The 24,967-nt window shown below is 62.4% G+C and carries 28 protein-coding genes and 2 tRNA genes; 13 read left to right on the forward strand and 17 right to left on the reverse strand.

All coding sequences use genetic code 11. The features are described from left to right. The first annotated feature begins 200 nt into the window (after positions 1-200). The gene (locus tag AC0L7I_RS02065) at positions 201-596 is read left to right on the forward strand and encodes a helix-turn-helix domain-containing protein (RefSeq protein ID WP_473397878.1); all 396 of its coding nucleotides are present in this window, start codon (positions 201-203) and stop codon (positions 594-596) included. Between the two features lie 32 nt (positions 597-628). After that, complete coding sequence (locus tag AC0L7I_RS02070; protein WP_473397879.1) at positions 629-1,504, forward strand: inositol monophosphatase family protein; 876 nt, start codon at positions 629-631, stop codon at positions 1,502-1,504. A gap of 1 nt (position 1,505) precedes the next feature. Here AC0L7I_RS02070 and AC0L7I_RS02075 read toward each other — a convergent pair whose 3' ends face one another. Continuing rightward, a complete protein-coding gene (locus AC0L7I_RS02075) occupies positions 1,506-2,336 on the reverse strand; it encodes a LytTR family DNA-binding domain-containing protein (RefSeq protein WP_473397880.1) in 831 nt (276 codons plus the stop codon). 104 nt (positions 2,337-2,440) lie between these two features. On the opposite strand from AC0L7I_RS02075, the gene AC0L7I_RS02080 reads away from it, so the two are divergent. Continuing rightward, complete coding sequence (locus tag AC0L7I_RS02080; protein ID WP_473397881.1) at positions 2,441-3,649, forward strand: acyltransferase family protein; 1,209 nt, start codon at positions 2,441-2,443, stop codon at positions 3,647-3,649. Here the strand turns inward: AC0L7I_RS02080 and AC0L7I_RS02085 are convergent. Further along, on the reverse strand, positions 3,603-4,592 hold the full coding sequence (locus tag AC0L7I_RS02085) for a TraB/GumN family protein (protein WP_473397882.1): 990 nt from the start codon (positions 4,590-4,592) through the stop codon (positions 3,603-3,605). The two genes, AC0L7I_RS02080 and AC0L7I_RS02085, sit on opposite strands and share 47 nt — an antisense overlap. A gap of 120 nt (positions 4,593-4,712) precedes the next feature. On the opposite strand from AC0L7I_RS02085, the gene AC0L7I_RS02090 reads away from it, so the two are divergent. After that, positions 4,713-4,789: transfer RNA gene (locus AC0L7I_RS02090), tRNA-Arg, on the forward strand. Positions 4,790-4,864: 75 nt separating this feature from the next. Continuing rightward, positions 4,865-5,515 (forward strand): type III secretion system chaperone family protein, encoded by a 651-nt coding sequence (locus tag AC0L7I_RS02095; RefSeq protein WP_473397883.1) that lies wholly within the window; start codon positions 4,865-4,867, stop codon positions 5,513-5,515. A 51-nt stretch (positions 5,516-5,566) separates the two neighbouring features. Here the strand turns inward: AC0L7I_RS02095 and AC0L7I_RS02100 are convergent, their stop codons facing one another. Then, on the reverse strand, positions 5,567-6,316 hold the full coding sequence (locus tag AC0L7I_RS02100; RefSeq protein WP_473397884.1) for a hypothetical protein: 750 nt from the start codon (positions 6,314-6,316) through the stop codon (positions 5,567-5,569). A gap of 221 nt (positions 6,317-6,537) precedes the next feature. Between AC0L7I_RS02100 and AC0L7I_RS02105 the strand changes: the two genes are divergently transcribed. Beyond that, positions 6,538-7,059: a thioesterase family protein gene (locus AC0L7I_RS02105; protein WP_473397885.1), complete on the forward strand. Its 522-nt coding sequence runs from the start codon at positions 6,538-6,540 to the stop codon at positions 7,057-7,059. Here AC0L7I_RS02105 and cdd read toward each other — a convergent pair. Beyond that, complete coding sequence (cdd, locus tag AC0L7I_RS02110; RefSeq protein WP_473397886.1) at positions 7,056-7,460, reverse strand: cytidine deaminase; 405 nt, start codon at positions 7,458-7,460, stop codon at positions 7,056-7,058. The two genes, AC0L7I_RS02105 and cdd, sit on opposite strands and share 4 nt — an antisense overlap. A gap of 116 nt (positions 7,461-7,576) precedes the next feature. On the opposite strand from cdd, the gene AC0L7I_RS02115 reads away from it, so the two are divergent. Together AC0L7I_RS02115 and AC0L7I_RS02120 are read left to right on the forward strand one after the other, a co-directional pair. Beyond that, complete coding sequence (locus AC0L7I_RS02115) at positions 7,577-9,352, forward strand: PfkB family carbohydrate kinase (RefSeq protein WP_473397887.1); 1,776 nt, start codon at positions 7,577-7,579, stop codon at positions 9,350-9,352. 77 nt (positions 9,353-9,429) lie between these two features. Then, positions 9,430-10,224, forward strand: a complete 795-nt coding sequence (locus tag AC0L7I_RS02120; RefSeq protein WP_473397888.1) for a S1/P1 nuclease — start codon at positions 9,430-9,432, stop codon at positions 10,222-10,224. Between the two features lie 8 nt (positions 10,225-10,232). Here the strand turns inward: AC0L7I_RS02120 and rpoN are convergent, their stop codons facing one another. The 5 genes from rpoN to AC0L7I_RS02145 form a co-directional block, all read right to left on the reverse strand. Then, a complete protein-coding gene (rpoN, locus tag AC0L7I_RS02125; protein ID WP_473397889.1) occupies positions 10,233-11,732 on the reverse strand; it encodes an RNA polymerase factor sigma-54 in 1,500 nt (499 codons plus the stop codon). A 22-nt stretch (positions 11,733-11,754) separates the two neighbouring features. Continuing rightward, entirely contained in the window at positions 11,755-12,489 is a 735-nt protein-coding gene (gene lptB, locus AC0L7I_RS02130) for an LPS export ABC transporter ATP-binding protein (RefSeq protein ID WP_473397890.1), read from the reverse strand. A 97-nt stretch (positions 12,490-12,586) separates the two neighbouring features. Beyond that, a complete protein-coding gene (locus AC0L7I_RS02135; protein ID WP_473397891.1) occupies positions 12,587-13,105 on the reverse strand; it encodes an LptA/OstA family protein in 519 nt (172 codons plus the stop codon). Continuing rightward, the gene (lptC, locus tag AC0L7I_RS02140; protein ID WP_473397892.1) at positions 13,092-13,766 is read right to left on the reverse strand and encodes an LPS export ABC transporter periplasmic protein LptC; all 675 of its coding nucleotides are present in this window, start codon (positions 13,764-13,766) and stop codon (positions 13,092-13,094) included. Before lptC ends, AC0L7I_RS02135 begins: the two co-directional genes overlap by 14 nt. A 90-nt stretch (positions 13,767-13,856) precedes the next feature. Then, on the reverse strand, positions 13,857-14,471 hold the full coding sequence (locus AC0L7I_RS02145; RefSeq protein WP_473397893.1) for a ribonuclease D: 615 nt from the start codon (positions 14,469-14,471) through the stop codon (positions 13,857-13,859). 125 nt (positions 14,472-14,596) lie between these two features. On the opposite strand from AC0L7I_RS02145, the gene AC0L7I_RS02150 reads away from it, so the two are divergent. Beyond that, on the forward strand, positions 14,597-15,076 hold the full coding sequence (locus AC0L7I_RS02150; RefSeq protein ID WP_473397894.1) for a hypothetical protein: 480 nt from the start codon (positions 14,597-14,599) through the stop codon (positions 15,074-15,076). A gap of 15 nt (positions 15,077-15,091) precedes the next feature. Then, positions 15,092-15,493, forward strand: a complete 402-nt coding sequence (locus AC0L7I_RS02155) for a PaaI family thioesterase (RefSeq protein ID WP_473397895.1) — start codon at positions 15,092-15,094, stop codon at positions 15,491-15,493. On the opposite strand, the gene AC0L7I_RS02160 is transcribed toward AC0L7I_RS02155, so the two are convergent. The 8 genes from AC0L7I_RS02160 to AC0L7I_RS02195 form a co-directional block, all read right to left on the reverse strand. Beyond that, positions 15,490-16,755: an acetyl-CoA hydrolase/transferase family protein gene (locus AC0L7I_RS02160; protein WP_473397896.1), complete on the reverse strand. Its 1,266-nt coding sequence runs from the start codon at positions 16,753-16,755 to the stop codon at positions 15,490-15,492. The two genes, AC0L7I_RS02155 and AC0L7I_RS02160, sit on opposite strands and share 4 nt — an antisense overlap. After that, positions 16,752-17,537, reverse strand: coding sequence for an enoyl-CoA hydratase/isomerase family protein (locus AC0L7I_RS02165; RefSeq protein ID WP_473397897.1), 786 nt, complete (start codon positions 17,535-17,537; stop codon positions 16,752-16,754). The genes AC0L7I_RS02160 and AC0L7I_RS02165 overlap by 4 nt, the downstream gene beginning before the upstream one ends. Positions 17,538-17,620: 83 nt before the next feature. Further along, positions 17,621-18,097 carry a YaiI/YqxD family protein gene (locus AC0L7I_RS02170; RefSeq protein WP_473397898.1) on the reverse strand — a complete coding sequence of 159 codons (477 nt, stop codon included), beginning with the start codon at positions 18,095-18,097 and terminating at the stop codon, positions 17,621-17,623. Beyond that, positions 18,094-19,170: an SO2930 family diheme c-type cytochrome gene (locus AC0L7I_RS02175; protein WP_473397899.1), complete on the reverse strand. Its 1,077-nt coding sequence runs from the start codon at positions 19,168-19,170 to the stop codon at positions 18,094-18,096. Before AC0L7I_RS02175 ends, AC0L7I_RS02170 begins: the two co-directional genes overlap by 4 nt. A 12-nt stretch (positions 19,171-19,182) precedes the next feature. Further along, positions 19,183-20,424 (reverse strand): parallel beta-helix domain-containing protein, encoded by a 1,242-nt coding sequence (locus AC0L7I_RS02180; protein WP_473397900.1) that lies wholly within the window; start codon positions 20,422-20,424, stop codon positions 19,183-19,185. A gap of 80 nt (positions 20,425-20,504) precedes the next feature. Further along, entirely contained in the window at positions 20,505-20,747 is a 243-nt protein-coding gene (locus tag AC0L7I_RS02185) for a DUF1150 family protein (RefSeq protein ID WP_473397901.1), read from the reverse strand. 277 nt (positions 20,748-21,024) lie between these two features. Continuing rightward, a tRNA-Ala gene (locus tag AC0L7I_RS02190) sits at positions 21,025-21,100 on the reverse strand. Positions 21,101-21,148: 48 nt separating this feature from the next. After that, positions 21,149-21,652, reverse strand: coding sequence for a TIGR02300 family protein (locus AC0L7I_RS02195; protein ID WP_473397902.1), 504 nt, complete (start codon positions 21,650-21,652; stop codon positions 21,149-21,151). A 114-nt stretch (positions 21,653-21,766) separates the two neighbouring features. On the opposite strand from AC0L7I_RS02195, the gene aroA reads away from it, so the two are divergent. From aroA to cmk, 3 genes are all read left to right on the forward strand, one after another. Then, positions 21,767-23,089, forward strand: a complete 1,323-nt coding sequence (aroA, locus tag AC0L7I_RS02200; protein ID WP_473397903.1) for a 3-phosphoshikimate 1-carboxyvinyltransferase — start codon at positions 21,767-21,769, stop codon at positions 23,087-23,089. Positions 23,090-23,141: 52 nt separating this feature from the next. After that, positions 23,142-24,224, forward strand: coding sequence for an NADH:flavin oxidoreductase (locus AC0L7I_RS02205; RefSeq protein ID WP_473397904.1), 1,083 nt, complete (start codon positions 23,142-23,144; stop codon positions 24,222-24,224). Positions 24,225-24,290: 66 nt separating this feature from the next. After that, complete coding sequence (cmk, locus tag AC0L7I_RS02210) at positions 24,291-24,929, forward strand: (d)CMP kinase (RefSeq protein WP_473397905.1); 639 nt, start codon at positions 24,291-24,293, stop codon at positions 24,927-24,929. Positions 24,930-24,967 lie beyond the last annotated feature (38 nt).

Consider the following 24,967-nt stretch of genomic DNA (forward strand, 5'->3'; position numbering starts at 1 on the left):
GCGTCTGCACCGAAGTGCAAGGACAGGAATATGCTGCGGTGCACAAATAGGCAAGCGCAGGAATGTCGCACTTCTGCAATTAACCTCAACTGCCCGCATTTTGGGCACAGAAATCCTCTCCGGCACACCAATTGCGTAGGACTTGCTCGAATTTCCTGTTTTGGGACTGGAAACCGTCCCGTCGTAGTTTGGAGTAAGAAATGGCTGACGAAACAGATCTGCACGTGGGCAAACGCCTTCGCCGCCGCCGCCGGCTGCTCGGCATGACCCAGCAGGACCTCGCTGGCCAGGTCGGCGTACGGTTCCAGCAAATCCAGAAATATGAATGTGGCGCAAACCGCATCACGTCATCGCGTCTGTATGAGCTGTCGCGGGCGCTGAACGTCTCGGTTCAGTACTTCTTCGACGGTATCCCTGCTGCCGATGCCCCCGACGCGGCCAATGACGCCGAGCATATGGAAGGCGATATCCTCTCGCAAAAAGAAACGCTGGAACTCGTTCGCGCCTATTACCGCCTCGGCGAGCGTCCGCGAAAGCGCCTGCTGGAACTGGCCAAGGCGCTCGAAGGCGACCAATCGAGCCACGGCGCCGCTTGACGCCCGGCCCAAGGCAGGGCTAGCCCTGCCGGATGCCAGACGGAATTTCCCTCGAAGATGAGCTTGCCCTCGCCGGGCGGCTCGCAGATGCGGCCTGGACAGCCATCCGGCCGCATTTTCGTGCCCTCAAAGACGTGGACAACAAGGCCGAAAACCCGTCTGCACCACCCCCTCAAACCCGTCCCACCCCCACCGCGAAACCGGCCATCCCGGCGAGACCTGACTTCGACCCTGTCACCGAGGGCGACCGCGCGGCCGAACGGGCGATCCGCACCATTCTGGCAGCCGAACGCCCGCATCATGGCGTGACAGGCGAGGAATATCCCGAAACACCCTCCAGCAGCGGTTATCGCTGGCTGATCGACCCGATCGACGGCACCCGCGCCTTTGTTGCCGGCCTGCCTGTCTGGACAACGCTGATTTCGTTGGTCGACCCGGACGATGTGCCGATCATCGGCGTCATCGACCAGCCTGTCCTTGGCGAGCGCTATGTCGGCTGGCCCGGCGGCGCAGAATTGCAGGCAGCAGGCGCGCGTAGCCCGATCAGCGTGTCGGGTTGCCGGGACCTGCGCGCGGCAACGATTGCCACAACCGACCCCTTCATCCTGAACCCCGCCGAACAGGGCGCGTGGGCCCACCTGCGCGCAACGGCCCGGATCTGCCGGTATGGCCTCGATGCCTATGGCTATGCACGCCTTGCCGCTGGCACGATTGACCTCGTGGCTGAAACCGAGCTGAAAGCCTGGGATGTCGCGGCCCTGATCCCGGTGGTTCGCGGCGCCGGCGGCCTCGCCACCGACTGGCGCGGCAATACCCCCAAACTCGGTGGCCAAATCGTCTGCGCCTCCAGCGAGGGCGTCATGGACCAGGCCCTGCTCGCCTTGAGGCGCTCAGCCACGCTGGCCTGATTCAGACCGAGGGCTCGGCAATCGGCGCCAAGGCATCACGATAGCGACGGCTGCCGATGACGACGCGGCCATCATCCAGCGTGATTTCGACATCGCCTGACGCTTTCGGCCTGAACGCGCCGATACGGGCCCGGTTGACGAGGCGTGAACGGTGCACCCGGGCAAATCCATGCGACTTCAGCCGCGCCTCCCAGGTCGCAAGCGTTCCGCGCACCATATGGACCCGCTCCTTCGTGTGGAACTGGACGTAATTCCCGGCGGCCTCGACAGCCAGAATGTCGCCGGGCGGCAGGAAGACCGCCGTGTTGCCGTCGCGGATCTCGATTCGGTCTCCCACCGGTTTCGCCCGCCGCGCCGCTATCAATGGATATAGCCAATATGTGGCCGCCAGAACGGCATAGCTGATCGCGTCCTTGCGCCACTCATAGACCAGGGGCAGCAAAATCCCGTCACCAAAGAAGCGGTATTCTCCCCCGAGCAACGCGAAACAGATGACCCGGATGATGACCATGCCCGCGACATGGACCAACGACACCGGCACTGTAAGGGCCAGATGGCCGAGGATGAAACGGGGCAGATTGTCGGAACGCGGTGCCAGCCTCTGGACCGCCAGTCCGATGAACGGCGCAAGAGCCAGCCAGAGCAGGTAGCTCGAGCCTTCCAGGATCAGCGGCTCAATGAAGGAAACGGAATCCCCGTCGCGCTTCGCCTCAAGGATGATCGACGTGATGTTCACAAGCCCGTTGACCAGGCCCAAAGCGGCGATCGCGAACCAGGGACCGGAGAAAATCCGCCTTCCACCGCTCGTCACGCCCTGTCCACCGCTCGTCACCACGCCGTCTCCACTCGTCCCGGCCTGCCGCCGCTCGTGTCGGCACGATAGCGCGCTGTGAAGGTTCGCGAAAGGAAGGGGCTGTTCCCAAGGAGACACCCGCCATGACCCAACGCCGCTACGATCTCGACTGGCTCCGCATCGGCGCCTTTGCCCTGCTTATCTTCTACCATATCGGCATGTATTACGTGACATGGGACTGGCACGTGAAATCGACCCACGCCAGCACATTGATCGAGCCACTCATGTTTCTGTCGAACCCGTGGCGTTTAACGCTTCTGTTCCTGATATCGGGGGCGGCAACCCGGTTCATGGCCGACAAGATGAGCACATGGCACCTCACCAAGGCACGTATGGGCCGCCTATGGCCACCGCTGCTGCTCGCCATGTTCGTGATCGTGCCGCCACAGAGCTATTTCGAAATTCTGGAAGCGGCGACCGCGCTGGGACAATCGCCGGGCCCATGGCTGGAAAACTTCTACGTCAAGTATGTCACCGGATCGGGCAATTGGTGCGACGCTGACGGGTGCCTCAGCACGCCCACCTACAACCATATGTGGTTCGTCGCCTTCCTGATTATCTATTCGATCGCTCTGTTGCCGTTGCTCCCGCTATTGCGCCGCGCACCCAGGGCCCTGTCGGTGCTGGTCAAGGGGCCTGGCCTCTTCCTCACGCCCTGGCTGTTCTTGTTCGTGACCCGGGTAACCCTTTTCCCGATCTTCGGCGAAAGCCACGATTTCCGGGAGGACGGCTATCTCCACACGCTCTATTTCGGGACCTTCCTGTTCGGTTTCGTGATCGCCAAACACCAGCCCTTCTTCGACGCCTGCGTACGCTGGCGCTGGCTGGCGCTCGGCGCGATGGTGATGGCCTGGGGCGCCTTGATGACCTATTACAACGCCTGGACAGGGGGCGACGTGCCGCCGGAATGGGTGCGCAACACATTCCGGGGCGTGCGTGAATTGCAGGCGTGGACAGCCATCGTCGCCCTGATCGGATTTGCCCACCGCAACCTGCGCCTGAACGACGGGCCGGTGCGGCGGATGCTGACCGAGGCGATCTTCCCGGTCTACCTGATCCACCAGACAATCATCGTCGTCGCCGCGCACTATCTCGGCACAGCGCGCCTGCCGGTCGCCATCGAGGCTACGCTACTCATCGCGATCACGGTTGCAGGCTGCTGGTTGTTCTACGAAATCGGGCGCAGGATTCCGTTCCTGCGCATCTGGATCGGTTTGCCATCGCGATCAAAAGCACTGGCCCCTGCTATGGACCCGTCACCTCGAAGCCATCAGCCCGAAGCATCGCAATGACGCTGTCGTCGCCAGCCAGATGCCCTGCGCCTACTGCGATAAGGCGGGTCCCGGGCGCCTCCAGCATGGCGGCAATCTTCGGTGTCCAGGTCGCGTTGCGCTCTTTCAGGAGGGCGTCATAGACTTCTTCGGAGCCCATCATGTCAGGGTTCGCAAGCAGCAGGCCCAGCCCATTGACGTCGCCATCGGCCCATTCATCGACGAGCGCGTCGAGCATGGCCGCCCCCTCGTCGATGGATTCCGCAGAACTGATCAGGAAATCGACCTGTACATCGTCCGGCAGGCGCGCGAGCCGGCCGAGCTGGTCGTCCACGGTTTCGAGATAGGCAAATGATTTTCCGTCCGCCTTGCCTTCGGCGATGAGCACCTGCTCGACGCCGGAATTCGGGTCAAACCCGTCCTTCTGCATCTGCATGACAGACAGGTTTACGGCGGCAAACCAGGGGCGCATGTTCTGCACCGCGCCAAGCGGCAGGCCGACATAGTCGAGCGCAGCCTGAAGCTCGATTGTCTCGGCATCGCTGAGCAGGTTGGTCAGTTGGCCGCCATCCTGGAACAAGCCCTCATTGCGGACGAATTTCATCATCTCCGCGCCCGCTTCAGGGCTGGAGACATCCGCTTCGAACACGAGCGTATCGGCCGCGTTCATGGCTGCATCGATCTCGTCGCTGCGCCAGTCGAGTTCGGGCCGCAACAAGTGGACTGTGCCCATGATGTACAGCGTGGTGTCGTCGTCGCTTAGCACCCAGACGGCCGGCTCTCCGGACCCGCGCGAGGCCTTGGCGGCCGCCAGCGCCGCTGCTGCTGCAGCGTCCTGTTCCGCCCGGGCCGCTTCGGCCTGCGCCGCAATCGCGGCCGGATCAGGCGCCTTTTCCTTGCATGCCGCGGGGCCGACCAGCGCGAGACCGAGGATCAGGGAAATGGCCAGGCCGCGTGTGCGCATCGGGAGCATCCTTTGTCGTGAGGGTCCTAGCTAGCGCAATTTCCGGCAGGCGCAAGCAAACGGAGCGGCTTTGACCCGTTGCGCCCCCGCCCGGCTTGGCTTAAAGACGGCTCCTCCTGCGCACCCATAGCTCAGCTGGATAGAGCGCTGCCCTCCGAAGGCAGAGGTCAGAGGTTCAAATCCTCTTGGGTGCGCCATTTCCTGCAAATTGATACGATCAGTTGCGCGGCGGGGACGCATTGGCTTTAGTGTCGGAAAAGGACGCCGTAGCCATGATCAAATCCATCTCCCTCTCCCTCATCGCAGTCAGCCTGGCAACAGCGGTTTCAGCCCAAGGTGCGTCCGGCATCGACGACAGAAAGCTGGTCAACAGCGTGACCCTTGCCGACATGCAAGCCATCGTGACCTCGCTGGATCATACGGTTTTGAATAGCGATGCGGATGACGTTTTCATCGTCGCCCAGGATGAGAACGGACAGAAATATGTCCTGGATGGAACCGCCTGCAACGATGCCGGTGCTTGCCAAGGCATCAACATGCTGATGACGTATGACCTCACCGACAATATCAGCCTCGAATCCCTGAACACGGCAAGTCTCACCTATGCCGCCGTGAGTGTCTGGCAGGATGACCCGACCGTCGGCGTGTCCAGGTACGTCATTCTCGATGGCGGCATGACAATCGCGAACATCAAGGTGAATATCGACACGCTCACGGCGCTTGGTGGAAAGGTCATGATGGCGGCCAGCAAGCCGGATGACGATTTCGGTGACGATAGCGGCGAATATGCCCATGATGGCACTTGCGACGATATCCGCTTCACCGGCGAAGGCCGCTCGATCCTGCTGACCGACAGCCATATCCGGAAGGACGCGAGCGACTGCCGGTCAGCCTACGAGGCTGGAACAATCAGGTTCAAATAGACCCATGTTTCCGCTTGGACATACCGTCCTTTTGGCTCATCCGGCGATCGGCTATGCCGCGCCCACGATGCGCGACCGCAGCCGCTGCAATTTGCGCCTGATGCGCTGCGGAAATGCAAGCGTGTAACCCGCAGGCAGTACGAAATAGTCCTCCCGGCCGATTGTGCCGGCCAGCGGTATTGCGGCCATCGCATCGCTTACTTCCGCTACCTCGCGGGCTAACGCATTCCAGCCGAGCGCATTCGCGGCATCAATCGACACCTGGCATTCCCTTGCGCCTGCAAGCCGCCGGTTTTGCGTCAGGAACGGCCAGTCGAGCGCATCATCCATCTCGTTGGCAATCCTGAGTTTCAATATGGCAGCGTTCGCCGAACCCAACGCGCGGGCCATGTCGTGCTCCGCGGCGTCAATGAATGCCTTCCAGTCGAACTGCGCGTAGGTCTCAACCAGGTCGACACAACCAGGCGGCAGCGACGCGACGAGCAACGGCCTCACATCGACGCGACTGCTTGCACCATAGGGCCCATAGGCGCCCGCCTGAATGGCGGCATGGACCAAGGCCGCAAGCACTTCGTCGCGTGACCCGCCATGTTTCAGCGTCAGGCTTGCTGACCCGATCAGGTGACAAACGAAGGGTCGACCGGACGCGCGTCGCCATCCCGCAAACATGGGCTCAATGAGGTCATGGGCCTCAACGAGGACTTTCAGGTTTGATTCGGACCATTCCGCGCGGCGCGCCTGATCGTAGAGGGCCTCAAATGTCTGCGCCCAGTTCAGGGACGGTCTGCCCAATCGTTCCACCAGGTGATCTCCTTGAGTTCATTGAATTTCCCGTCGCATGCATCCTTGACAAGGAAAATCGGGAGATACGCAAAATCGGGTCCAATGGCGAACGAATGCTGCGAATATCCCGACTACGCGGATGCAGGCCCACATGTTTTATTAGTCTGTAGGTGGCACGCTGCAATGCGGCCCGGTCTTTGCAATTGGCCCGACAGGAGCAGCAGGACGCACAATTGATCATGAACCTCTTTTTCCGGTTCCTCAGGATTTTCCTTCCGGCTTACTTTTCGGGCAAGCGCACGGCGCCGCTTGACGTTCATGTCATCAAGTCGGCTGTCTGGATTGGTGACCACGACCCGATGGGACACATGACCAATTCCCGCTACGCCTCGTTCACCGACCTTGGCATGCTCAACTACATTGCGCGCACGGGATTCCTGAAAGTCTTCCGCAAGCACGGCTGGACGCCGATCATCCAGAGTGAGGCTATCAGCTTCCACCGCATGATGCGTTTCCCGCAGAAATTCGAGCTGCACACACGGCCAGTCGGCTGGGAAGGCAGCTATATCCTGTTCGAACACACATTCTTGTCGAAGGGCCGCACGGTGGCCGAGAGCCGGATGGTGGCGCGTCTTGTCGGGCGCAAGAAGGAACGCGTAACCATCGATATGGTGTTTGACGGTTATGGCCTGCACATGGACAGTCCGGAAATCTCGCCGGCTTTCCGCGCGATGCTGGACGACCTGAAAACACGTCCCTAGAGGCGGAAACTGTTCGGCAACAACTCTTCCACGGTCATGCGTTCAAGCGAGTCATCCGTATCGGACGCGCAATAAATTATTGAGTCCGGGCCCGCGAGTTCGGCAATGCGCTGGCGACAACCGCCGCACGGCGTAATCAGCCGCTCACCACCGGCCACGATCACGATCGCGCGGCACGCCTTGCCACCGGATGCGACCAAGGTTCCGAGCGCAACGGCCTCTGCGCACGTGCCGAGCGGGTAGGCAGCATTCTCCATGTTGCAACCAACCGAGACGGCGCCGCGCTCGTCAAGCGCAGCTGCGCCGACCAGGAAATTCGAATACGGCGCGTGCGCGTTCAGGCGGGCCTTTCGGGCCGCCGTAATGAGGCCCGCGACATCGATTTCTGGCACGTCCGTCATAAAAATCCCCAAGCTTTCCGAGAGTTGAACGCAGCGCGCCGCCTGATCTCACTTGCCCGGGCGGGCCCGATGGTTAGCATGCACCGCAACACACCGACAAGGGAAGCCAGGGCCGCATGACCAAAATGCCAATCATCATAGACTGCGATCCGGGCGTTGATGACGCCGTCATGCTGATGATGGCGCTGGCAAGCCCGAGGCTGGACGTGCGCGCGATCACGACCGTGGCCGGCAATGTCCCCCTGCACCTGACCAGTCGCAATGCGCGCATGATGTGCCAGATCATGGACCGGGCCGATGTGCCAGTCTTCGCAGGCTGCCCGCGGCCCTTCCTGCGCAAGCCGGTCACGGCTGAGCATTTCCACGGCGACAGCGGCATTGCCGGGCTTGATCCGTTCGAGCCGGACGTGCCGCTCGCTGCTGGTCATGCCGTCACCCACCTGGTCGACACGCTACGCTCGGCCGGCTCGGCTGAATACACAATCGTGGTGACCGGGCCATTGACCAATATCGCTGCCGCCATTGTCATGGCACCCGACATTGCCCGCGGCATCGACCGGCTGGTGATCATGGGCGGCGCAGACAGTGAAGGTGGCAATATCACCCCCTTTGCCGAGTTCAACATCTTCGCCGACCCGCACGCAGCCGCCGTCGTTTTCGATAGCGGGATTCCGGCCACCGTCCTCAATCTCGATGTGACCCATCAGGTGCGTGCAGAGCCTGAACACCTGACCCGATTGCGCGCCCTGCCCGGCCCGCGTGCCGCGATCATGGTTCAATTGCTGGACGCGGCCAATGTCCTCGAAGCGCGCTGGAAGGAAGGGCGCATGACACCGATGCATGACCCCGCCACCATTGCCTTCCTCCTTGCGCCGCACCTGTTCGAAAGCCGCGGCGCGACGATCAGCGTCGACACCGAGGCCGGGACGCGCTTTGGCCAGACGCGCGTGTCAGCGCTCGAAGACGGCCCGCATACCTGGGTTACCAAGTCTGATGCGGATGGCTTCTTCGCCCTGATCGAAGAATTGGTGGGAAAAAACATGATCACCGTTACCGGTTCCATCAATCTCGACATCGTCGCCACCGGCCCCGCCCTGCCCCGGCCCGGCGAAACGGTGACCAATGCGCGCCTGGCGCGCCATCCTGGCGGCAAGGGGGCGAACCAGGCGCTAGCCGCGCGCCGCCTCGGGGCGGAGGTTCGGCTGATTGGTGCGGTCGGCGCCGACGACATGGCCGAAGAGGCCTTGAAACTGCTGCAGGCGGGCAGCGTGGACCTGTCCGGCGTGCAGCATATCAATGGCGAGACGACGGGCGTCGCCCTGATCGCCGTGTCGGCCGACGGTGAGAACCAGATCGTCGTTTGCCCCGGCGCCAACCGTTCACTGCGCCCGGCGGATGTTGAGGGGCAAGCGATCACGCACATGATGGGCGTGCTGGAAGTCAGCGCCGCCACGCTTCTGGCCGCGGCCGAAACAGCCACCGGTTTCGTCAGCCTGAACCTCGCCCCCGCCATGGCTGTGCCCGACGCACTGCTGGCGCGCGCCAGCCTGCTCAGCGTCAATGAGACGGAGGCCGCCTTCTACGGCGACAAGTTGCACGCAACAGACGCGCTCGTGGCCATATCGCTCGGCGACGCCGGCGCAGCGCTCTATCGCAATGGCAAGGAAGTTGCGCGCGAAACCCCGCCCAAGGTACAGGTCGTCGACACTGTCGGCGCAGGCGACACGTTCACGGCTGCCCTGACAGTGGCGCTGACCGAGGATATGACCGAAAGGGATGCGCTGCGTTTTGCCGTGACCGCCGGTGCGCTCGCGTGCACCCGGCCCGGCGCCCAGCCCAGCCTGCCCCATCGTCGGGAAGTCGACCGGCTGGTGAGTGAAACCTGGCCGTAAATCCTGAGTCTGGCATTGACCCGGCAAGCCAAATCCCGTTCAGGTCGATTCAACATCCCAGCCCCGGAGACTGCCTGATGACCCGCTTCATCCTGCCCCTTTTGCTCGCTATTGCCACCGTCTTTCCCGCCCATGCCTGGGGCAAGACAGGGCACCGCGTGACGGCCGCCATCGCACAAACTTACCTAAGCCAGACTGCCGACGCAGCGATCAAGGACATTCTCGGCCCGGAAGGCATAGCCGAGGCGTCAGACTGGCCCGATTTCATGCGCTCCAGCACTGATGATTTCTGGCGCTCGGAAGCCAACCCCTATCATTACGTGACCATTCCCGTTGGCATGACCTACGCTCAGGTGACGCCGCCGCCGGAAGGCGATGCGATCACGGCGCTGGCCAGGTTTCGCGCGATGGTCGCCGATCCGTCAGCCTCGCCGGAGGACCGCCAAATGGCCCTGCGCTTCATCGTGCACATCATCGGCGACCTGCACCAGCCGCTGCACGCCGGGAACGGCACCGACCGGGGCGGCAATCAGTATGTCTGCACCTTCTTCGAGGAGATGACGAACCTGCATGAGGTCTGGGACGAGTTGCTGATCAACTACCAGGAACTGTCCTATACAGAATGGACTGCCTGGCTCGTGCAGAAGATCACGCCCGACCAGCTCGCCGAATGGGCCAAGGCCCGCCCCGCAGACTGGGCCGATGAGAGCGCCGCGATCCGCGACACGATCTATCCGGAAACGCAGATCCTATCGTGGGACTATGTTTACCAAACGCGTCCGGTCCTGCGTCAGCGCCTGTCACAGGGCGGCGTCCGGCTCGCTGCCTATCTCAACGAGATGTTCGAAACGGCAGAGCCGGTCGCCGAATAGGCACGGGTTCAGGCGCTGGCGCGATTGATCCGGCGGCGCTGGACACTGGACGGGATGTTCAGGCTCTCACGGTATTTTGCCACCGTGCGGCGGGCGATCTCGATGCCATAGCCGGTCAGGATCTCGACGATCTGGTCATCCGAGAGCACGTCGTCCTCGGTCTCGCCGTCTATCAGCACCTTGATCCGGTGGCGGACGGCCTCGGCCGAGTGGGCCTCGCCGCCGCCCGTCGCCGGGATCGACGCGGAGAAGAAGTATTTCAGCTCGAACAGGCCGCGCGGCGTGGCCATGTATTTGTTCGAGGTCACACGGCTGACCGTGGATTCATGCATCTCGATCGCATCGGCAACCTGTTTTAGGTTGAGCGGCCGAAGATGCGCCACACCATGCGCAAAGAACGCGTCCTGCTGGCGCACGATTTCGCTGCCAACCTTCAGGATCGTACGAGCGCGCTGGTCCAGCGACTTGATCAGCCAGGTCGCGTTCGAGGCGCACTCGGAGATGAATTCCTTCTCCTTGTCTCGCATTGGCAAGGCTGTGACCTCAGCATAGTAGGCTTTGTCCATCAGGACACGCGGCAGGGTCTCGGAATTGAGTTCGACCGCGAACATGCCATTGGGCAGCTCCCGGACGAATACGTCGGGGGCCACCGCGATCGTGGTGTCGCTCGAAAACCCGCTGCCGGGCTTGGGTGATAGCTGGCGCAGTTCGGCGAGCATCTCCTGCAAGTCAGCCTTGTCGACTCCGCACACATCGGCGAGCGCTTTCAGGTCATGCTTGGCGACTATGTCGAGATTGGCGAGCATTGCCTCCATGGCTGGGTCAAACCGGCCGCGCTCCTTCAGCTGGAGCGTCAAACACTCGGGAATCGACCGTGCCATCACACCGGTCGGCTCGAAGCCCTGGCAGACTTCCAGAACGGCGGCGACATTGGCAACATCCGCGCCCAGCGCCTTGGCGACATCATCGAGCGGCGCGCGCAGGTAGCCGGCCTCGTCGGTCTCGTCGATCAGGCGGGCGCCGATCAGGCGATCTGCCGCCGAAAGGCCGGCAATGTTCAGCTGGTTGTGCAAGTGTTCCTGCAGAGTGACATCGGTCGAAAGGTTGGCCGCAAAGTCATATTCTTCGCTGTTGAAGCTGCCGCCCGATGTGGCGCCGGACCAATCGGTCTGGGCCGACGGGCCCGAGCCGCCAGCGGGCAACGCGGCATCCGAGCCTGTGCCGGGTTCGAACACGTCTTCGCCCGGAGCGTCGAGCTGCTCACGTGCCGCCCCGAGGCCGGAATTGTCGTCAAGGGAGAGCTGTTCACGGCGGGTCGGCGCCTCGCCTTGCTCGCTGGAATCGCTAGCACCGTCTTCGGCCTTGTTGAGGAGCGGATTGCGCTCAATCTCGGCTTCCACGAACTCGGCGAGTTCCTGGTTCGAGAGTTGCAACAGCTTGATCGCCTGCTGCAGCTGCGGCGTCATCACCAGGGACTGGCCCTGGCGCATGTCGAGTGACTGTTTCATTCCTAAGCCCGCGCCCTTCAGATCAAGCGGCGAACTGTTCACCCAGATAGACCCTGCGCACGTCTTCGTTCTTCAGCACATCTTCCGGTGTGCCGTTGAAGAGAACGTCGCCATCATACATGACATAGGCCCGGTCCACGATCTGAAGCGTCTCGCGTACCTGGTGGTCCGTAATCAGGACGCCCAGGCCACGTTGCTTCAGGTAGCGGACAAGTTCGGAAATGTCGGAAATGGCAAGCGGGTCGATACCGGTGAACGGTTCGTCCAGTAGCATAAAGCTCGGACGGGATGCGAGGGCACGCGCAATCTCCACCCGGCGACGTTCACCTCCCGAAAGGGACGTGGCCGCCTGGCCGCGCAGATGTTCCACATGCAGTTCGCTCAGCAGGCTGTCGACCTGTGCCATGCGGGCAGACCGGTCTTTTTCGACCAGTTCTGCCACCGCCATGACGTTTTCTTCCACTGTCATCCCCCGGAAAATAGATGCTTCCTGGGGAAGGTAGCCCACGCCGAGGCGTGCGCGCTGGTACATGGGCAGGCGCGTCACATCTTCCCCATCGATCGAAATCGATCCGGAATCTGCGCCGATCAGGCCCATGATCATATAAAAGCAGGTCGTCTTGCCGGCCCCGTTGGGTCCAAGCAGGCCAACAACTTCTCCGCGCTGCAAGGACAGAGAAACGTCGCGCACCACCTGTCGCTTGCCAAAGGATTTGGCAATATTCTTAACGACAAGGCCTTCGGCCGCTTCGGTCATCTCGTGAATTCGTCCCTGATCACGGGCAGTTTCGTCGCCCCGTTCTTGGCATAGCCTGACATACTTAAGATCGGCTTCACGCCTTTGCTCGAATTTTTCAGTTTCCGGCGGAGTCCTTGTCCGACTCGATCACCATTCTCGTGCGTCCCGTGCCGCCATCCAGCGTGGTCCGGCGCTTGCCGACTTCCAGTTTAAGGATCTGGCCTTCGGCCACATCCCGCTCGCGCATCAGCGCCACATTGCCTGTCATCGTGATCGTATCGATGGCCGCGTCATAGACGCCCCGATCACCCTTGGCCTTCATTTCCGGCGTCACGTAGAAGACATTACCTTCAGCAATCATGGTCTGGATCTGGCCGAAGCCCGAGCCGACCCCGGCCGTTGCACCACCAGCCTTGCCGCTGAAAATGATGGTCACGGTATCGGCGCGCAACCGGGCCGTACCCTGTTGGATGTCGACATTGCCGATCAGTAACACCTTGCGCTCACGCTCGAGGCTCTCTGTGCGTTCGGAATCGATATAGATGGGACCGCCTTCGGACGAGATCTGTGCCATGGCCGGAGCGGCGATGGCCGAGATTGCCAGGGCTGCGCCAAGAAATTTAAGGATTGCCATCTGCACCACCTTCATCGGTTGCCGGCACATCGGGCTCGGCCGGATAAATCACTGTTTTTACGTTACCCTGAAAGACGACGCGGTTGCCACCTTCAAGAATCTCATACGAGTCCGAGCGAATATCGCCAAGCGGTCCCTTGCCTTCTAGCGGCGAAAGCCCCTCAACCCAGTCCTGCCCGACATGCACGCGCGCCGCTGCCGTCTTGAACGAATAGCCTGATGCGTCCGTAATTTCGACGTCGTCATAGAGCTCCAGGATTCCTGCATCGCGGTCATACATGCCGGATGGCGCGCGCACTTCGGTTCCCGCAGCGTCCCGCAGGATCGGTCCGACCAGATCGACGGCATTGGCGGTCAGTTCCTTGCGGCGGGCCGCGTCCGCCGTGATCGTGAAGCTCTGACCGGTGGAATCACGCCCGGCAAAGCGCGGATTGAGCATGGTGACGACTTCATCGCCCGATATCTTCACCGGAACAGCGTCGCGGGAGAAGGCGCTCTTGATGATGTATCCGAAGAACAGGCCGATCGAGACAGCAGCGCAGGCCATGAACAGGACGCGAAGTCCCCGCACCAGACCTGACCGCCTGCGCGCGTCTTCCAGCGTCATTTGCCGCCGCGGCGCCCAGAGCGATGCCGGGTCGTGATGCTTGACTGCGTCCATGAAAGCGCCTGCGGCCTGTTACAAGGTGTCCTGAGCCGTGTTTACCTTTGATAAGGGCGAAACAAAAGCGTCCAGCACATGACGGTTGCGTCAGGAATGGGCAAAAATGTCCTGTTCCCCCCAGCCCGCGAGGTCGAGCGCGGCACGGGTCGGCAAGAAGTTGAAGCAGGCCTGCGCCAGCTCGAGCCGTCCCTCGCGGATCAGCATGGCCTCGAGGCCCTCCTTGATGGCATGCAGGTGGAACACGTCCGACGCGGCGTATTGCATTTGCGCATCGGTCAATTCCTTCGCGCCCCAGTCGGAGCTCTGCTGTGCCTTGGAGAGGTCGACCCCTGCGATTTCGCGAGCGACATCCTTCAAGCCATGCCTGTCGGTATAGGTACGTGCCAGTTTGGACGCGATCTTGGTGCACCAGATCGGCGCGCAGTCGACACCCAGCCAGCGCTTGATCATGGCGACGTCAAACCGGGCAAAATGGAACAGCTTGATCACCTTGGGATCGGTCAGCAGCGCCTTGAGGTTAGGGCAGTTGAAATCGCGTCCGAGCTGGACGAGGTGCGCCGTACCGTCACCGGATGACAATTGCACCAGGGTCAGGTGGTCGCGCAGCGGGTTCAGGCCCATGGCCTCGGTATCGATGGCCACGACGGGGCCAAAATCGATCGTCTTGGGCAGGTCGCCCTTGTGCAATGTGATTCCGTTCATCCGCCGGGCTTAGCATGGCCAGCGTGAAGGGCAAATGATCAGTCGCGATGCCGTAAACAGGACAGATTCCGGTTTGACCTTCCCTCGGGCCTCGCGATAGCCTGCTGTCTCAAAGGAGGGGACCGATGAACACACACTGGATAGCCGCCTGCGCCTTCACCGCTGCTCTGGCCGGCTGCACGTCAGACGATCTCGCCGCTTTCTCCGCAGGTCTGGCCGAAGCGTCGTACCAGGCCCCCTACTACTCCCCCGCCACGACGTCCTATTCGCCCTACGCTCCCTATGCCTTCTCGACCTATTCCGGTTGGCCGTCTGCTTATTCGTACGGCCAGTACCTCGGCCCATGGGGCTGTTCGAACACAGGAGCCTTCTACACCTGCGACAGCGACGGCGATGGCTATGCCGACATGTACGGCAACACCGATGACGGGTCCTATTCCAGTGCCCACCTGCGCGTGAACGGACGCGGCGAAGCCTATGCCTGGGACAGCGATTGCGCCTGTTGGCAACGCGAGCGCTCGCTCGACGGTGCCCGGCGCGACTACCACGACCGCTATGACGATTATGACGACCACGATTACCACCGTCATCACGACGACGATTAGTCCGGAATTCCTGCCATGACCAAGGATCCCATGCAGGCCATTGTCGCCTCAATGCCGTTTGCCAGCCTGATCGGCCTCAGAATGGTCAAAGCCACGAAACACTGCGTAGTCGCCGAAGCGACGGTCGAGGCAGACAAGTGTACTGCCGGCGGCATCGCTCATGGTGGTTTCCTGATGACACTGGCCGATTGCGTCGGCGCGGTCGCCGCCTTCCTCAACCTGCCTGAAGGCGCCAAGGGCACGACCACGACAGAGAGCAAGACCAATCTCATTGCCGCCGCGCCAGCGGGTACGGTCCTGCGCGCTACAGCCTTGCCCATCAGCATCGGGCGACGTTTGCAGGTCTGGCAGACACGCGTCGAAACCGAAGACGGCAAACTGGTCAGCCTGACCACCCAGACACAGTTCAACCTCTAGACCGTGCGGCGCATCCCGGCCCACGCATCCGCCAGGCCATCACGGTGGGCCGGATCGGCAATCGAGATCAGGCGTTCGGCCCGCATGTCGATGTCGGCGCCGCGCAGGTCAACCGCGCCATGTTCCGTCACGACCCAGGAAACATCCGAACGTGGCAAGCTCACCGCTTCCGGCCCAAGACGCGGCACGATGCGGCTGACGGTTCCCTTCGCCGCAGTCGACGGCAGTGCAACAATCGGCATACCGCCTTTCGACGCAGCTGCCCCGCGCAGGAAATTCGCAAGTCCGCCAATGCCCGACACTTGCCGCCCTCTCATGAATTCCGCATTGGCCTGACCGAACAGGTCCACTTCCAGCACAGAGTTGATCGCCACGAAGCGCTCAATCGCTGCCAGCACGTCTATGCCATGCGTCACATCGACGGCACGGAAACGGAATCGTTTGTCACGCGCCACCCGCTCGTAGAGTGCCCTTGTACCCATCGCGACACCTGTCAGGATCGCACCGGCATCATCCGCCACACGCCCGGCATCGATCAGGCCCAGCACGGGATCGGTCACCAATCCGGAATGGATGCGCAGGTTTGCCGGGCCGCCAGCCTCGGACAATGCCTTGAGAGCCGCCTGCTGCACATTGCCGATCCCGAACTGCAAACAGGCCGCGTCCGTGCCCACAAGCCCGGCAATCGTCTCGCCGATCCGCGCAAAGGTCGGCGGCAGGGCGGATTCGCTCAGCTCCACCAACGGCGTGTCATCCTCGGCGACAACAGAAAACCGCGACAGCGGCACGCGCGGCGCATCTGCTGGCGCAGGCATGTTGGGGTTCACGATCGCCATGGCGGGAATGTCTGTCCGGGCAAGAACCGCGCCCGAGAAATCTGCCGACACGCCAAGGCTGACCTGCCTATCCGCGTCCGGCGGTGACACCATGACCACGGCCAGGTCAATCGGCCCGCTGACCATGTCGCGATAGCTGTCGCTATAATGCATAGGGCGCAGGCGTATCTTCCCGGCATCGAAGGACGCGCGCATGTCATCATACAGGAACGGCATCTCGGCGCGGGCGGACTCGTGCAAGCCAGCCCAGTCGGTCCGGTTCAGGCCTGGCACCGGCACACCCACAAAAGTCAGGTCGCGCGCGAGTTCCGGTTCAGCGCGCAGGGCAGCCGCCAGCGCCACGGGCTCGCCGCTGCAGCCTGCGATATATACCCGGGCCGGACCAGGCTTCAGGGCCCGCAATTGCGCGAATGCCGTGTCGATCATTTGAACGTGAATTTTGCAGGGCGTTTGTCGAGGAAGGACGAATACCCCTCGACGAAGTCTTCGCTGGAGAATCCGTCGACAAACAAGGCCGCCGCCTCAGGCGAGGTCTCCTCCCACCCGGCTTCCACTCCGGCAACCATCCGCTTGATCGCGCGCACCGACCATTGCGAGGTCGCCGCCACTGCTTCGCCAAGCGCACGTGCGCCCGCCAGCGCCTCGCCTGCGCCGACAACACGGTTGAGCAGGCCGAGCTCGCTTGCCTCCGCCACATCAAAGATGCGTGCTGTGAACAGGATGTCTTTCGCCCGCGACGCGCCAATGGCGGTTACCAGTCGCCGCGTATCTCCCGCTGGATAAACAATGCCCAGCTTGGCTGGCGTGATCCCGAAACGTGCGCCCTCGCCAGCGACTCGCAGGTCGGCTGCCATGGCGAGGCTCATACCCCCGCCAACGCAGGCGCCGTCAATCGCCGCAATCACCGGTTTCGGACAGTGCTCGATCGCGTTCAATGCAGCAGCAATCGTTTCGCCCGATTGTGCCGCCGCTTCCGGTGTTGAATAGATGGTCGAGAATTCCGAAATATCCGCGCCTGCCGCGAATGCGCCGGTTTCGCCGCCATGCAGGATTACAACTTTCACGGCTTCCGCTGCTTCGACCCGCTGGATCAGTTCCGGAATGGCCGCCCACATGTCGACCGACAACGCATTGCGCTTGCCGGGCTTGTTGAGAATAATCTCGCCAAACGGCGCATGGATCTCAAGACGTATTGACGACTGGCTCAAACGGCATCCCCGGCATGGGCGCCAAGGCGGCGCGGGCTTGCCCCCTCATGGCAAGAAGACCGCAACGGCGCAAGTGAGGGCGCCTAAGTGGCCTTCTTCAGCGCAACCAGCGCCTCATCCAACGCCGACAGGAAGCGCGACCGGTCCGCCTTGGTGAATGGCGCCGGGCCGCCGGCGCGCGGGGCCCCGGCCTCACTGATACCGACGCGAAGGTCCGCCAGGATAGCCCGGGTGGCCACAGCGGCGCCGATGGAATCGTCCGTAAACGGTTTTCCAGTCGTTCCGATTACTTTCGCCCCGGCCTTCAGGCAGCGGTCAGCCAGCAGGATGTCGGCCGTTATGACAACGCTCCTGGCGTGCGCCCGCTCGGCGATCCAGTCATCGGCGGCGTCAAACCCATCCGTCACGATCTGGCGCGAAATCAGCGCGTGTTCGGGAATGCGAATATAGGAATTGGACACAAGCACCGCTGGCACGCCGTGACGCACCGCCACACGATAGGCTTCGTCCTTCACTGGGCAGGCGTCGCCATCAATGAATATCTGTAAATCTGTGCTCATGGCTGCTCTTTAGCAGGCGCGGTTGCGGCGTCCATGCCGGCAATCCAGTCGCGCACCAGCGCCACGCCGTCATCATCGATCACGCTTCGTCCTAGCTCGGGCATGGCGACACCTGCCTCGTCCGAGGCCATCCGGTAGGCCAGAATCGAACGATCCGGGTCGCCGGGGGCGATCACATAGGTGATGCCGCCCGACCCGCGCCCCGCCGCTGTCGGGTGCTTGCCGATCCCGAGCTTGACCGGAGACGTCTCCCCTGCCCCGAGCCAGAGCCCCGAATTCGACGCAGACCCTGTTGGCTTGTGGCAATGGGCACAATTGATATCGAGATAGGCCCGCGCCCGGCCTGCAACCGGAAGGCTGATATCATACACGGCCGTCGCCGCCGGCACGTCTTCAGGCACGGCTACCAGCAAGCCGCGCGCCTGCCAGTCGGCAACCTGGTTCACGCCGGCGGGGCCGTCATGGTTCAGGTTGCGCGCCTTTGGCCCGATCGGCAGCACCGCGTCTCCATCCTGGTGGCAGGTCTTGCACTGGTTCTTGTTCGGAACGGCATAATCGATCGAAAGGGGGTTTCCTGACGGACCCACAACCGAAATTGCCTGCCGGGCGCCTGCTGGCGCATAAAGCGCTTCGGTACCTTCCGCATTCCAGACATAGGGAAACGCCGCCCAGCCATCCGCCTTGCGGATCAGCACCCGCGTCTCGACCTTGTATTCGCGTACGCCCGGCGCCCGCAGGTCGGGCGCAAAAGCAAACGTCTTGATCAGCGCGCTGCCGACAGGGAAGTCCATCACGCTGTCTGCCGAATATGTGGCCGACTTGCCCTTCGGCACGTACACGAATCGATGCTTGATCGCATGATCCGAGAATAGCGGGTTGATCAGGTCATAGGGCACGACGCCATCCACCGGATGGTCCGCTGCAGCATCGCTGAAGAAGCCGTAGTCCGCCAGTCTCGGCGCTGCCGCGTCCGCCAGCAACAGGGCCGCGTCCGGTCCGCCGACCTCACCGCCCCGCGCGCTGCAGCCAGAAAGCAGCAGAAGCGCTGTAATGAGGCCGGCCAGTCGCATCATCGCGGCAGCGTCCTATTCAGCATCCTGCGGCAGCTTCACGGCGGCTGGTTCGGCCACCGGCGTGCCCTGAGGACGGTCCATGCTTGGCGCCAGTGTTTCCGGATTGATCGGATACGCGCCGACTCCGAGATTCACGAAACCCACCTCCGGCGATTCGTCGATGACGATATTCACCACCTGCGCCTCGACGCCCGGCCAGCGCGTCACGCCGTCGCTCACGATCGCCGGCAGCGTGCCGCCCAGAGCCTCCGCCATGGGCGCCATCATGCCCTGCGGGTCCGTACCACCGCCCGACCAGCGATTGTTCCGCACCACGATATCGCGCGGCAGCGGATTATACCGCTCATCCGTGAACGGCTCGGTGTAAGCGGTCAAAAGCACATGCGCGGAGCGATTGTCGGCAAAATCATTGTCGAACACGTGCACGTCGCGATTGGCCAGGATGATCACACCCGTACCGGACGGTACCCCGGCGACAATATTGCCCGCAGGCGCGAAATTGCGCGTATTATTGTGCACGATCTGGTTGTTGAATATCCGCGTCGAATGACCGCCGATGACCGGCAGGTCCGGCAAGTCGAAAACCAGGATGCCGCCGGTATTATCGCGGGCAATGTTGCCGTACACATCCGCATTGTTGGAATTCTCGATCTCGATGCCCGCAACATTGAACTCGGCCAATGAATTGCGCACGATGATATTTTCCGACTGGCCGACATAGATACCGGCATCTGAAGCCCCGCGTACGGTCACGTTCTCGACCAGCACATCCCGTGATTCCACCGGGTAAACGCCATAGGCGCCATTGCTTTCGTCCGGTTCGCCGGACCAGTCGACCGTAATGTCGCGATAGGTGATGCCGTCAGCGCCCTTGGACTTGATCCCGTCGCCCTTGGTGTCGCGAATGCCGAACGCCATCAGGGTGACGTTGTCAGACGTCACCAGGAGGCCTTCGCCCGCTCCGGTCTGCCCGGAAAAGTCGAGAATGGTCTTGTCCTGCCCGGCGCCCAGCACGGTCACACCCTCGACATCGAGCGACAGGCCCGTGGTCAGGTTGAACACGCCTTCCGGCAGGCGGATCGTGTCACCGGGCTTGGCCTCGATGAGGGCAGTCTGGAGATTGGCGGCGAAGTCGCCTTCGGCAGACACGACAGACGGCAGCGCGGGCGCGGTGGCCTCAGGCGCCGGTTTCGGGCTACACGCGGCCAGCGCCAACAAAGCGACTGCTGCAGTCCAGGTTCCATGAAATTTCATTGTCCCGTGTCCTCCCCGGCTTTCGGTGACACAAGTGTCAACTTCAAACCGGGGAAAAGCAAGGGGTGGTTAAGCCGTTGTCAGTGTACGCTGAGCGGCTTCAGGTCATTTGCAAGCGCTGCAGCAAAGGCGGCTTCACGGCCTTCGACAACAGCCAGACGTACGCCGTCGGCTGACAGGACCACAAAGAGCTCATCCGGATCCTTGATCTGGTTGACTTCATTTGCGGGCAGAAGGCTCTGCAATTCGTCCGCATCCAGGTGGCGGATGTAGACGAAGGCGTCGCTTTCAAACGGGTTCGTTTTCAGTTCAGTCGTCATCATTCCAATCCTTTCCGTCACAAGACAGATACCGAACGCCAAGAGCCGGTGACTGTGCCTTCAAGGGGCGGACCCTTCGTTCAGGTTCAAGATGGGGGAGCAATATGGCCGCTTCAAGCGCGGGGATATGGCGGAAGTGAGATAGTGTTCACAAACAAGTGACCGTCATCCAGCACCTTGCACCGTTGATTTAGCAATATTTTCAGAGCTGTAATAGCCCCGATCCCGTTTCGGGTGAGCCCCGAAGGGCCGATACGGAACCTGCTGAATCAAGAAAGAATGGTGGAGCCAGACGGAATCGAACCGACGACCTCTTGCATGCCATGCAAGCGCTCTCCCAACTGAGCTATGGCCCCATTCTGGGAAGGGCGAGAAGTAGACGCGCCGGGCGCGCCTTTCAAGCCCTAATCTTCATCCTCATCATCGAGCACGAGCGGATCATCGTCATCGTCATCTTCGTCGATGGCGAACGCATCATCGTCGTCATCAGCGAGAACGGCATCGTCATCGTCGTCATCGTCGACGCCTTCCTCGGTGAAGCCGGCCGGAACCTTGGTGCCGCTCGTCTCTTCCTCGTCGTCATCAGTCGCGCCTTCGAGGATCACTTCGGCTTCTTCACCGCCGAGTTCCTTAGCGTCTTCCTCGTCGTCGACTTCGTCGTCATCGTCGTCCGTGCCTTTGGCAGCAGCGTCCTCGTCATCATCGTCTTCGTCGTCATCATCGTCAGACTTGACGGCCGCGCGGGCTGCTTTTGCCTTCACCTTCGTGATCGTGGTCTTGATGACCTCGTCTTCAGGATCGAATTCCGTTCCGCATTTGGGGCAAACAGCGGGGCGTTTGTGGAGGTCGTAAAAGCGGGCTTCGCAGTCCGGGCAGACTTGCTTGGTTCCGAGTTTGTCTTTCGACACGGGGCGGCTCCCTCCAGCGTTTCAATGATTTTGGTCTGGGCGGGCGCTTGCCATGAACGCCGCGCGCTGTCAAAGCCCGAATTCATGTAAGAACAGCGCAATCGGAATCTTCCCATGGTCTGGACCAGCCGCCCCGTAAGCCGCCTGCAAGGCACAATCCGCGCGCCGGGAGACAAATCCTGCAGCCACCGCGCGCTTATCCTTGGCGGGATCGCCAGCGGCACCAGCCACTTCTCCGGCCTGCTGGAAGGTGACGATGTCCTGCGCACCGGCGCCGCGATGGCCGCGCTCGGCGCCACGGTCACGCAGACCGGCCCCGGCCAGTGGCAGGTCACTGGCACCGGGCCCCGCGGCCTCACCTCGCCCGCTGCCCCGCTCGACTTCGGCAATTCCGGTACGGGATCGCGCCTGATGATGGGGCTGATGGCTGGCTATGGCCTGACTGCCGAGCTCTGCGGCGATGCGAGCCTCAGCGCCCGGCCGATGAACCGCATTCTCGCGCCGCTGCGCCTCATGGGCCTGACAGATACCGCCAAGCCTGACGGTCGCCTCCCCTTCCGCCTGACGGGCACGAAAGCGCTCAAGGCCATTACCTATGCGCCACCTCAAGCCTCCGCGCAGGTCAAGTCGGCTGTCCTGCTCGCTGGCCTCAACGCGCAGGGCACCACCATTGTCGAAGAGGCCAAACCGACGCGCGACCATACCGAACGCATGCTGCGCGGCTTCGGCGCTGACGTCGGCGTCACGCGCGGCGCCGGACAGGCCCGCACGATATCGCTTGTCGGCGGCCAACGCCTTTCGGCCATCGAGGCGGCCATTCCTGGCGACCCGTCCTCGGCCGCCTTCCTCATCTCAGCTGGCCTGATCTCGCCGAATGGTGACGTCATGGTCGAGGGCGTCATGTCCAACCCGACCCGGTCCGGCTTCTTCGACATGGCTGAGTTGATGGGCGCGCGCCTCGGCGCGGAAGACACAGGCGACGCCGCCGGCGAACGCCTGATCGACATCCAATCCGGCAGCGCCGCCCTGATCGGCCGGTCTGTGCCCGAACGGCTGGTTCCCTCCATGATCGATGAATTCCCGATCCTGGCGGTTCTCGCCGCTTTTGCGACGGGAGAGACTATTGTCACGGGCGCAGAGGAACTCCGCGTCAAGGAAACCGACCGGGTCAAGGCCGTGGTCGACATGTTGCGCGTGAATGGCGTCGAAGCCGAAGAGCGCGAAGACGGCTTCATCGTTCAGGGATGCGGCGGCCCGCCACCCGGCGGCGGCCTGGTCGAGACCCGCCACGACCATCGTATCGCTATGAGCGCCCTCGTCATGGGCACCGCCTCACAGAAACCGGTCAGCGTTGACGACATCGCCATGATTGCGACCAGCTATCCGGACTTCCTTGCCCACATGGCCGCGCTGGGCGCGGATATTTCGGACAGCTGAGCTTCCCCTGCGGCAAACTTGACGGCGGCACTGGCAACGCGATTGTCGGGGAATGACTTCGCTTCACTCTCCCCTCCCGCTCGCCCATGGCCCGGCCATGAAGAACCGCTTCATGCTGGCGCCGCTCACAAACCTGCAAAGCCACACGGACGGCACGCTCAGTGACGACGAGTTCCGCTGGCTCACGATGCGGGCCGAAGGCAACTTCGGCCTGACCATGACCTGCGCAGCGCATGTTCAGGCCACCGGCCAGGGCTTTCCCGGCCAACTCGGTATCTTCGATGACAAGCACTTGCCAGGCCTCGCCCGCCTCGCTGAAGCCATCAACCAGACTGGCAGCCATTCCGTTGTCCAGCTGCACCATGCCGGCATGCGCTCACCGAAAGAGCTGATCGGCGAAGCGCCACATTGCCCGTCCGACAATGCCGAATTCGGCGCGCGCGCCATGTCGGGCGATGAAGTCAGGCAGTCCTTCGATGCCTTCGTCGCTGCCGCCAGGCGCGCCGAGAAGGCTGGCTTCCACGGCGTCGAGCTGCACGGAGCGCATGGCTACCTGATCGGCCAGTTCATCAGCGCGGAAGTGAACCAGCGGGATGACGAATATGGCGGCTCCTACGAGAACCGCGTGAAATTCCTGAAGGATCTGATCGATGCAGTGCGTGCCGAATGCGGCAAGGACTTCTCGCTCGGCGTGCGCCTCTCGCCAGAGCGGTTCGGGATGGACCTCATGGAGATCCGCCGCCTCGCCGGAGAACTTATGGTGTCCGGCAAGCTCGACTATCTCGACATGTCGCTGTGGGACACATTCAAATTGCCTGCTGACGAGGCCCACCATTCGCGCAGCCTGCTCGGCTGGTTCACAGACCTGCCGCGCGGGGACTGCCGCCTCGGCGCCGCCGGCAAGCTGACGACAGGTGCCGCCTGCCAGAAGGCGCTCGACGAAGGGCTGGACTTCGTCGTTATCGGCCGCGGAGCGATCCTCCACCATGATTTCCCGGAAAAGCTTGAAGCCGATCCGGATTTCACGCCGATTGCCCTGCCCGTGCCGGAGCCTCACCTTCGCCAGGAGGGTCTCGGCGACGCCTTCGTCAACTATATGAAAACGTGGAAGGGCTTCGTTCAGGAACCTGCCTGACCCCGCCCCCACTCAAGCGTCGCACCTGCTTGACATTGCCGCGCCCTTCGCTCACTCCCCGCGCGCATGATCATCGCCATCGACGGAACCACGGCCTCAGGCAAAGGCACGATCGCGAAACGCCTCGCGGCGCGCTACGGCTTGCCGCACATGGACACCGGTCGCCTGTACCGCGCCACGGCCGTTGCCGCGATCAAACAGGGTGTTGCGCTGGATGATGCTACCGGCCTTGCTACCATCGCCGCCAGCCTCGACCTCACCGATTTTGACGAAGCCGACCTGCGCACCGGAGAGGCCGGCAAGGCGGCCAGCAAGGTCGCCGTTGTTCCCGAAGTCCGCCAGGCCCTGTTCGACCTGCAGCGCGCCTTTGCGCTTCAGGCCGGAGGCGCCCTGCTGGACGGACGCGATATCGGCACGGTGATTGCGCCAGACGCTGATGTGAAACTCTGGGTCGATGCAAATGTCGAACAGCGCGGCTACCGGCGCTGGAAGGAATATGTCGGCTACGGACAGGACATTACGCTTGAAGAGGTCATCAAGCAGCTGCGCATCCGCGATGAGCGCGACCAGTCGCGCAAGGATGCCCCGGCCACCATCGCAACAGATGCGGTCTTGATCGATACCACTGATCTGACTATAGACGCCGCAGTGGAGAAGGCGATTGCTGCTGTTGAGGCCGTTCTCGCCCGTGGAAAGACCGCCTGAAGGGCCTCAAAAGGGCTCAAATCCAAACAGGTGGTACC

It is taken from the genome of Hyphomonas sp. J20-32 (assembly GCF_055808555.1).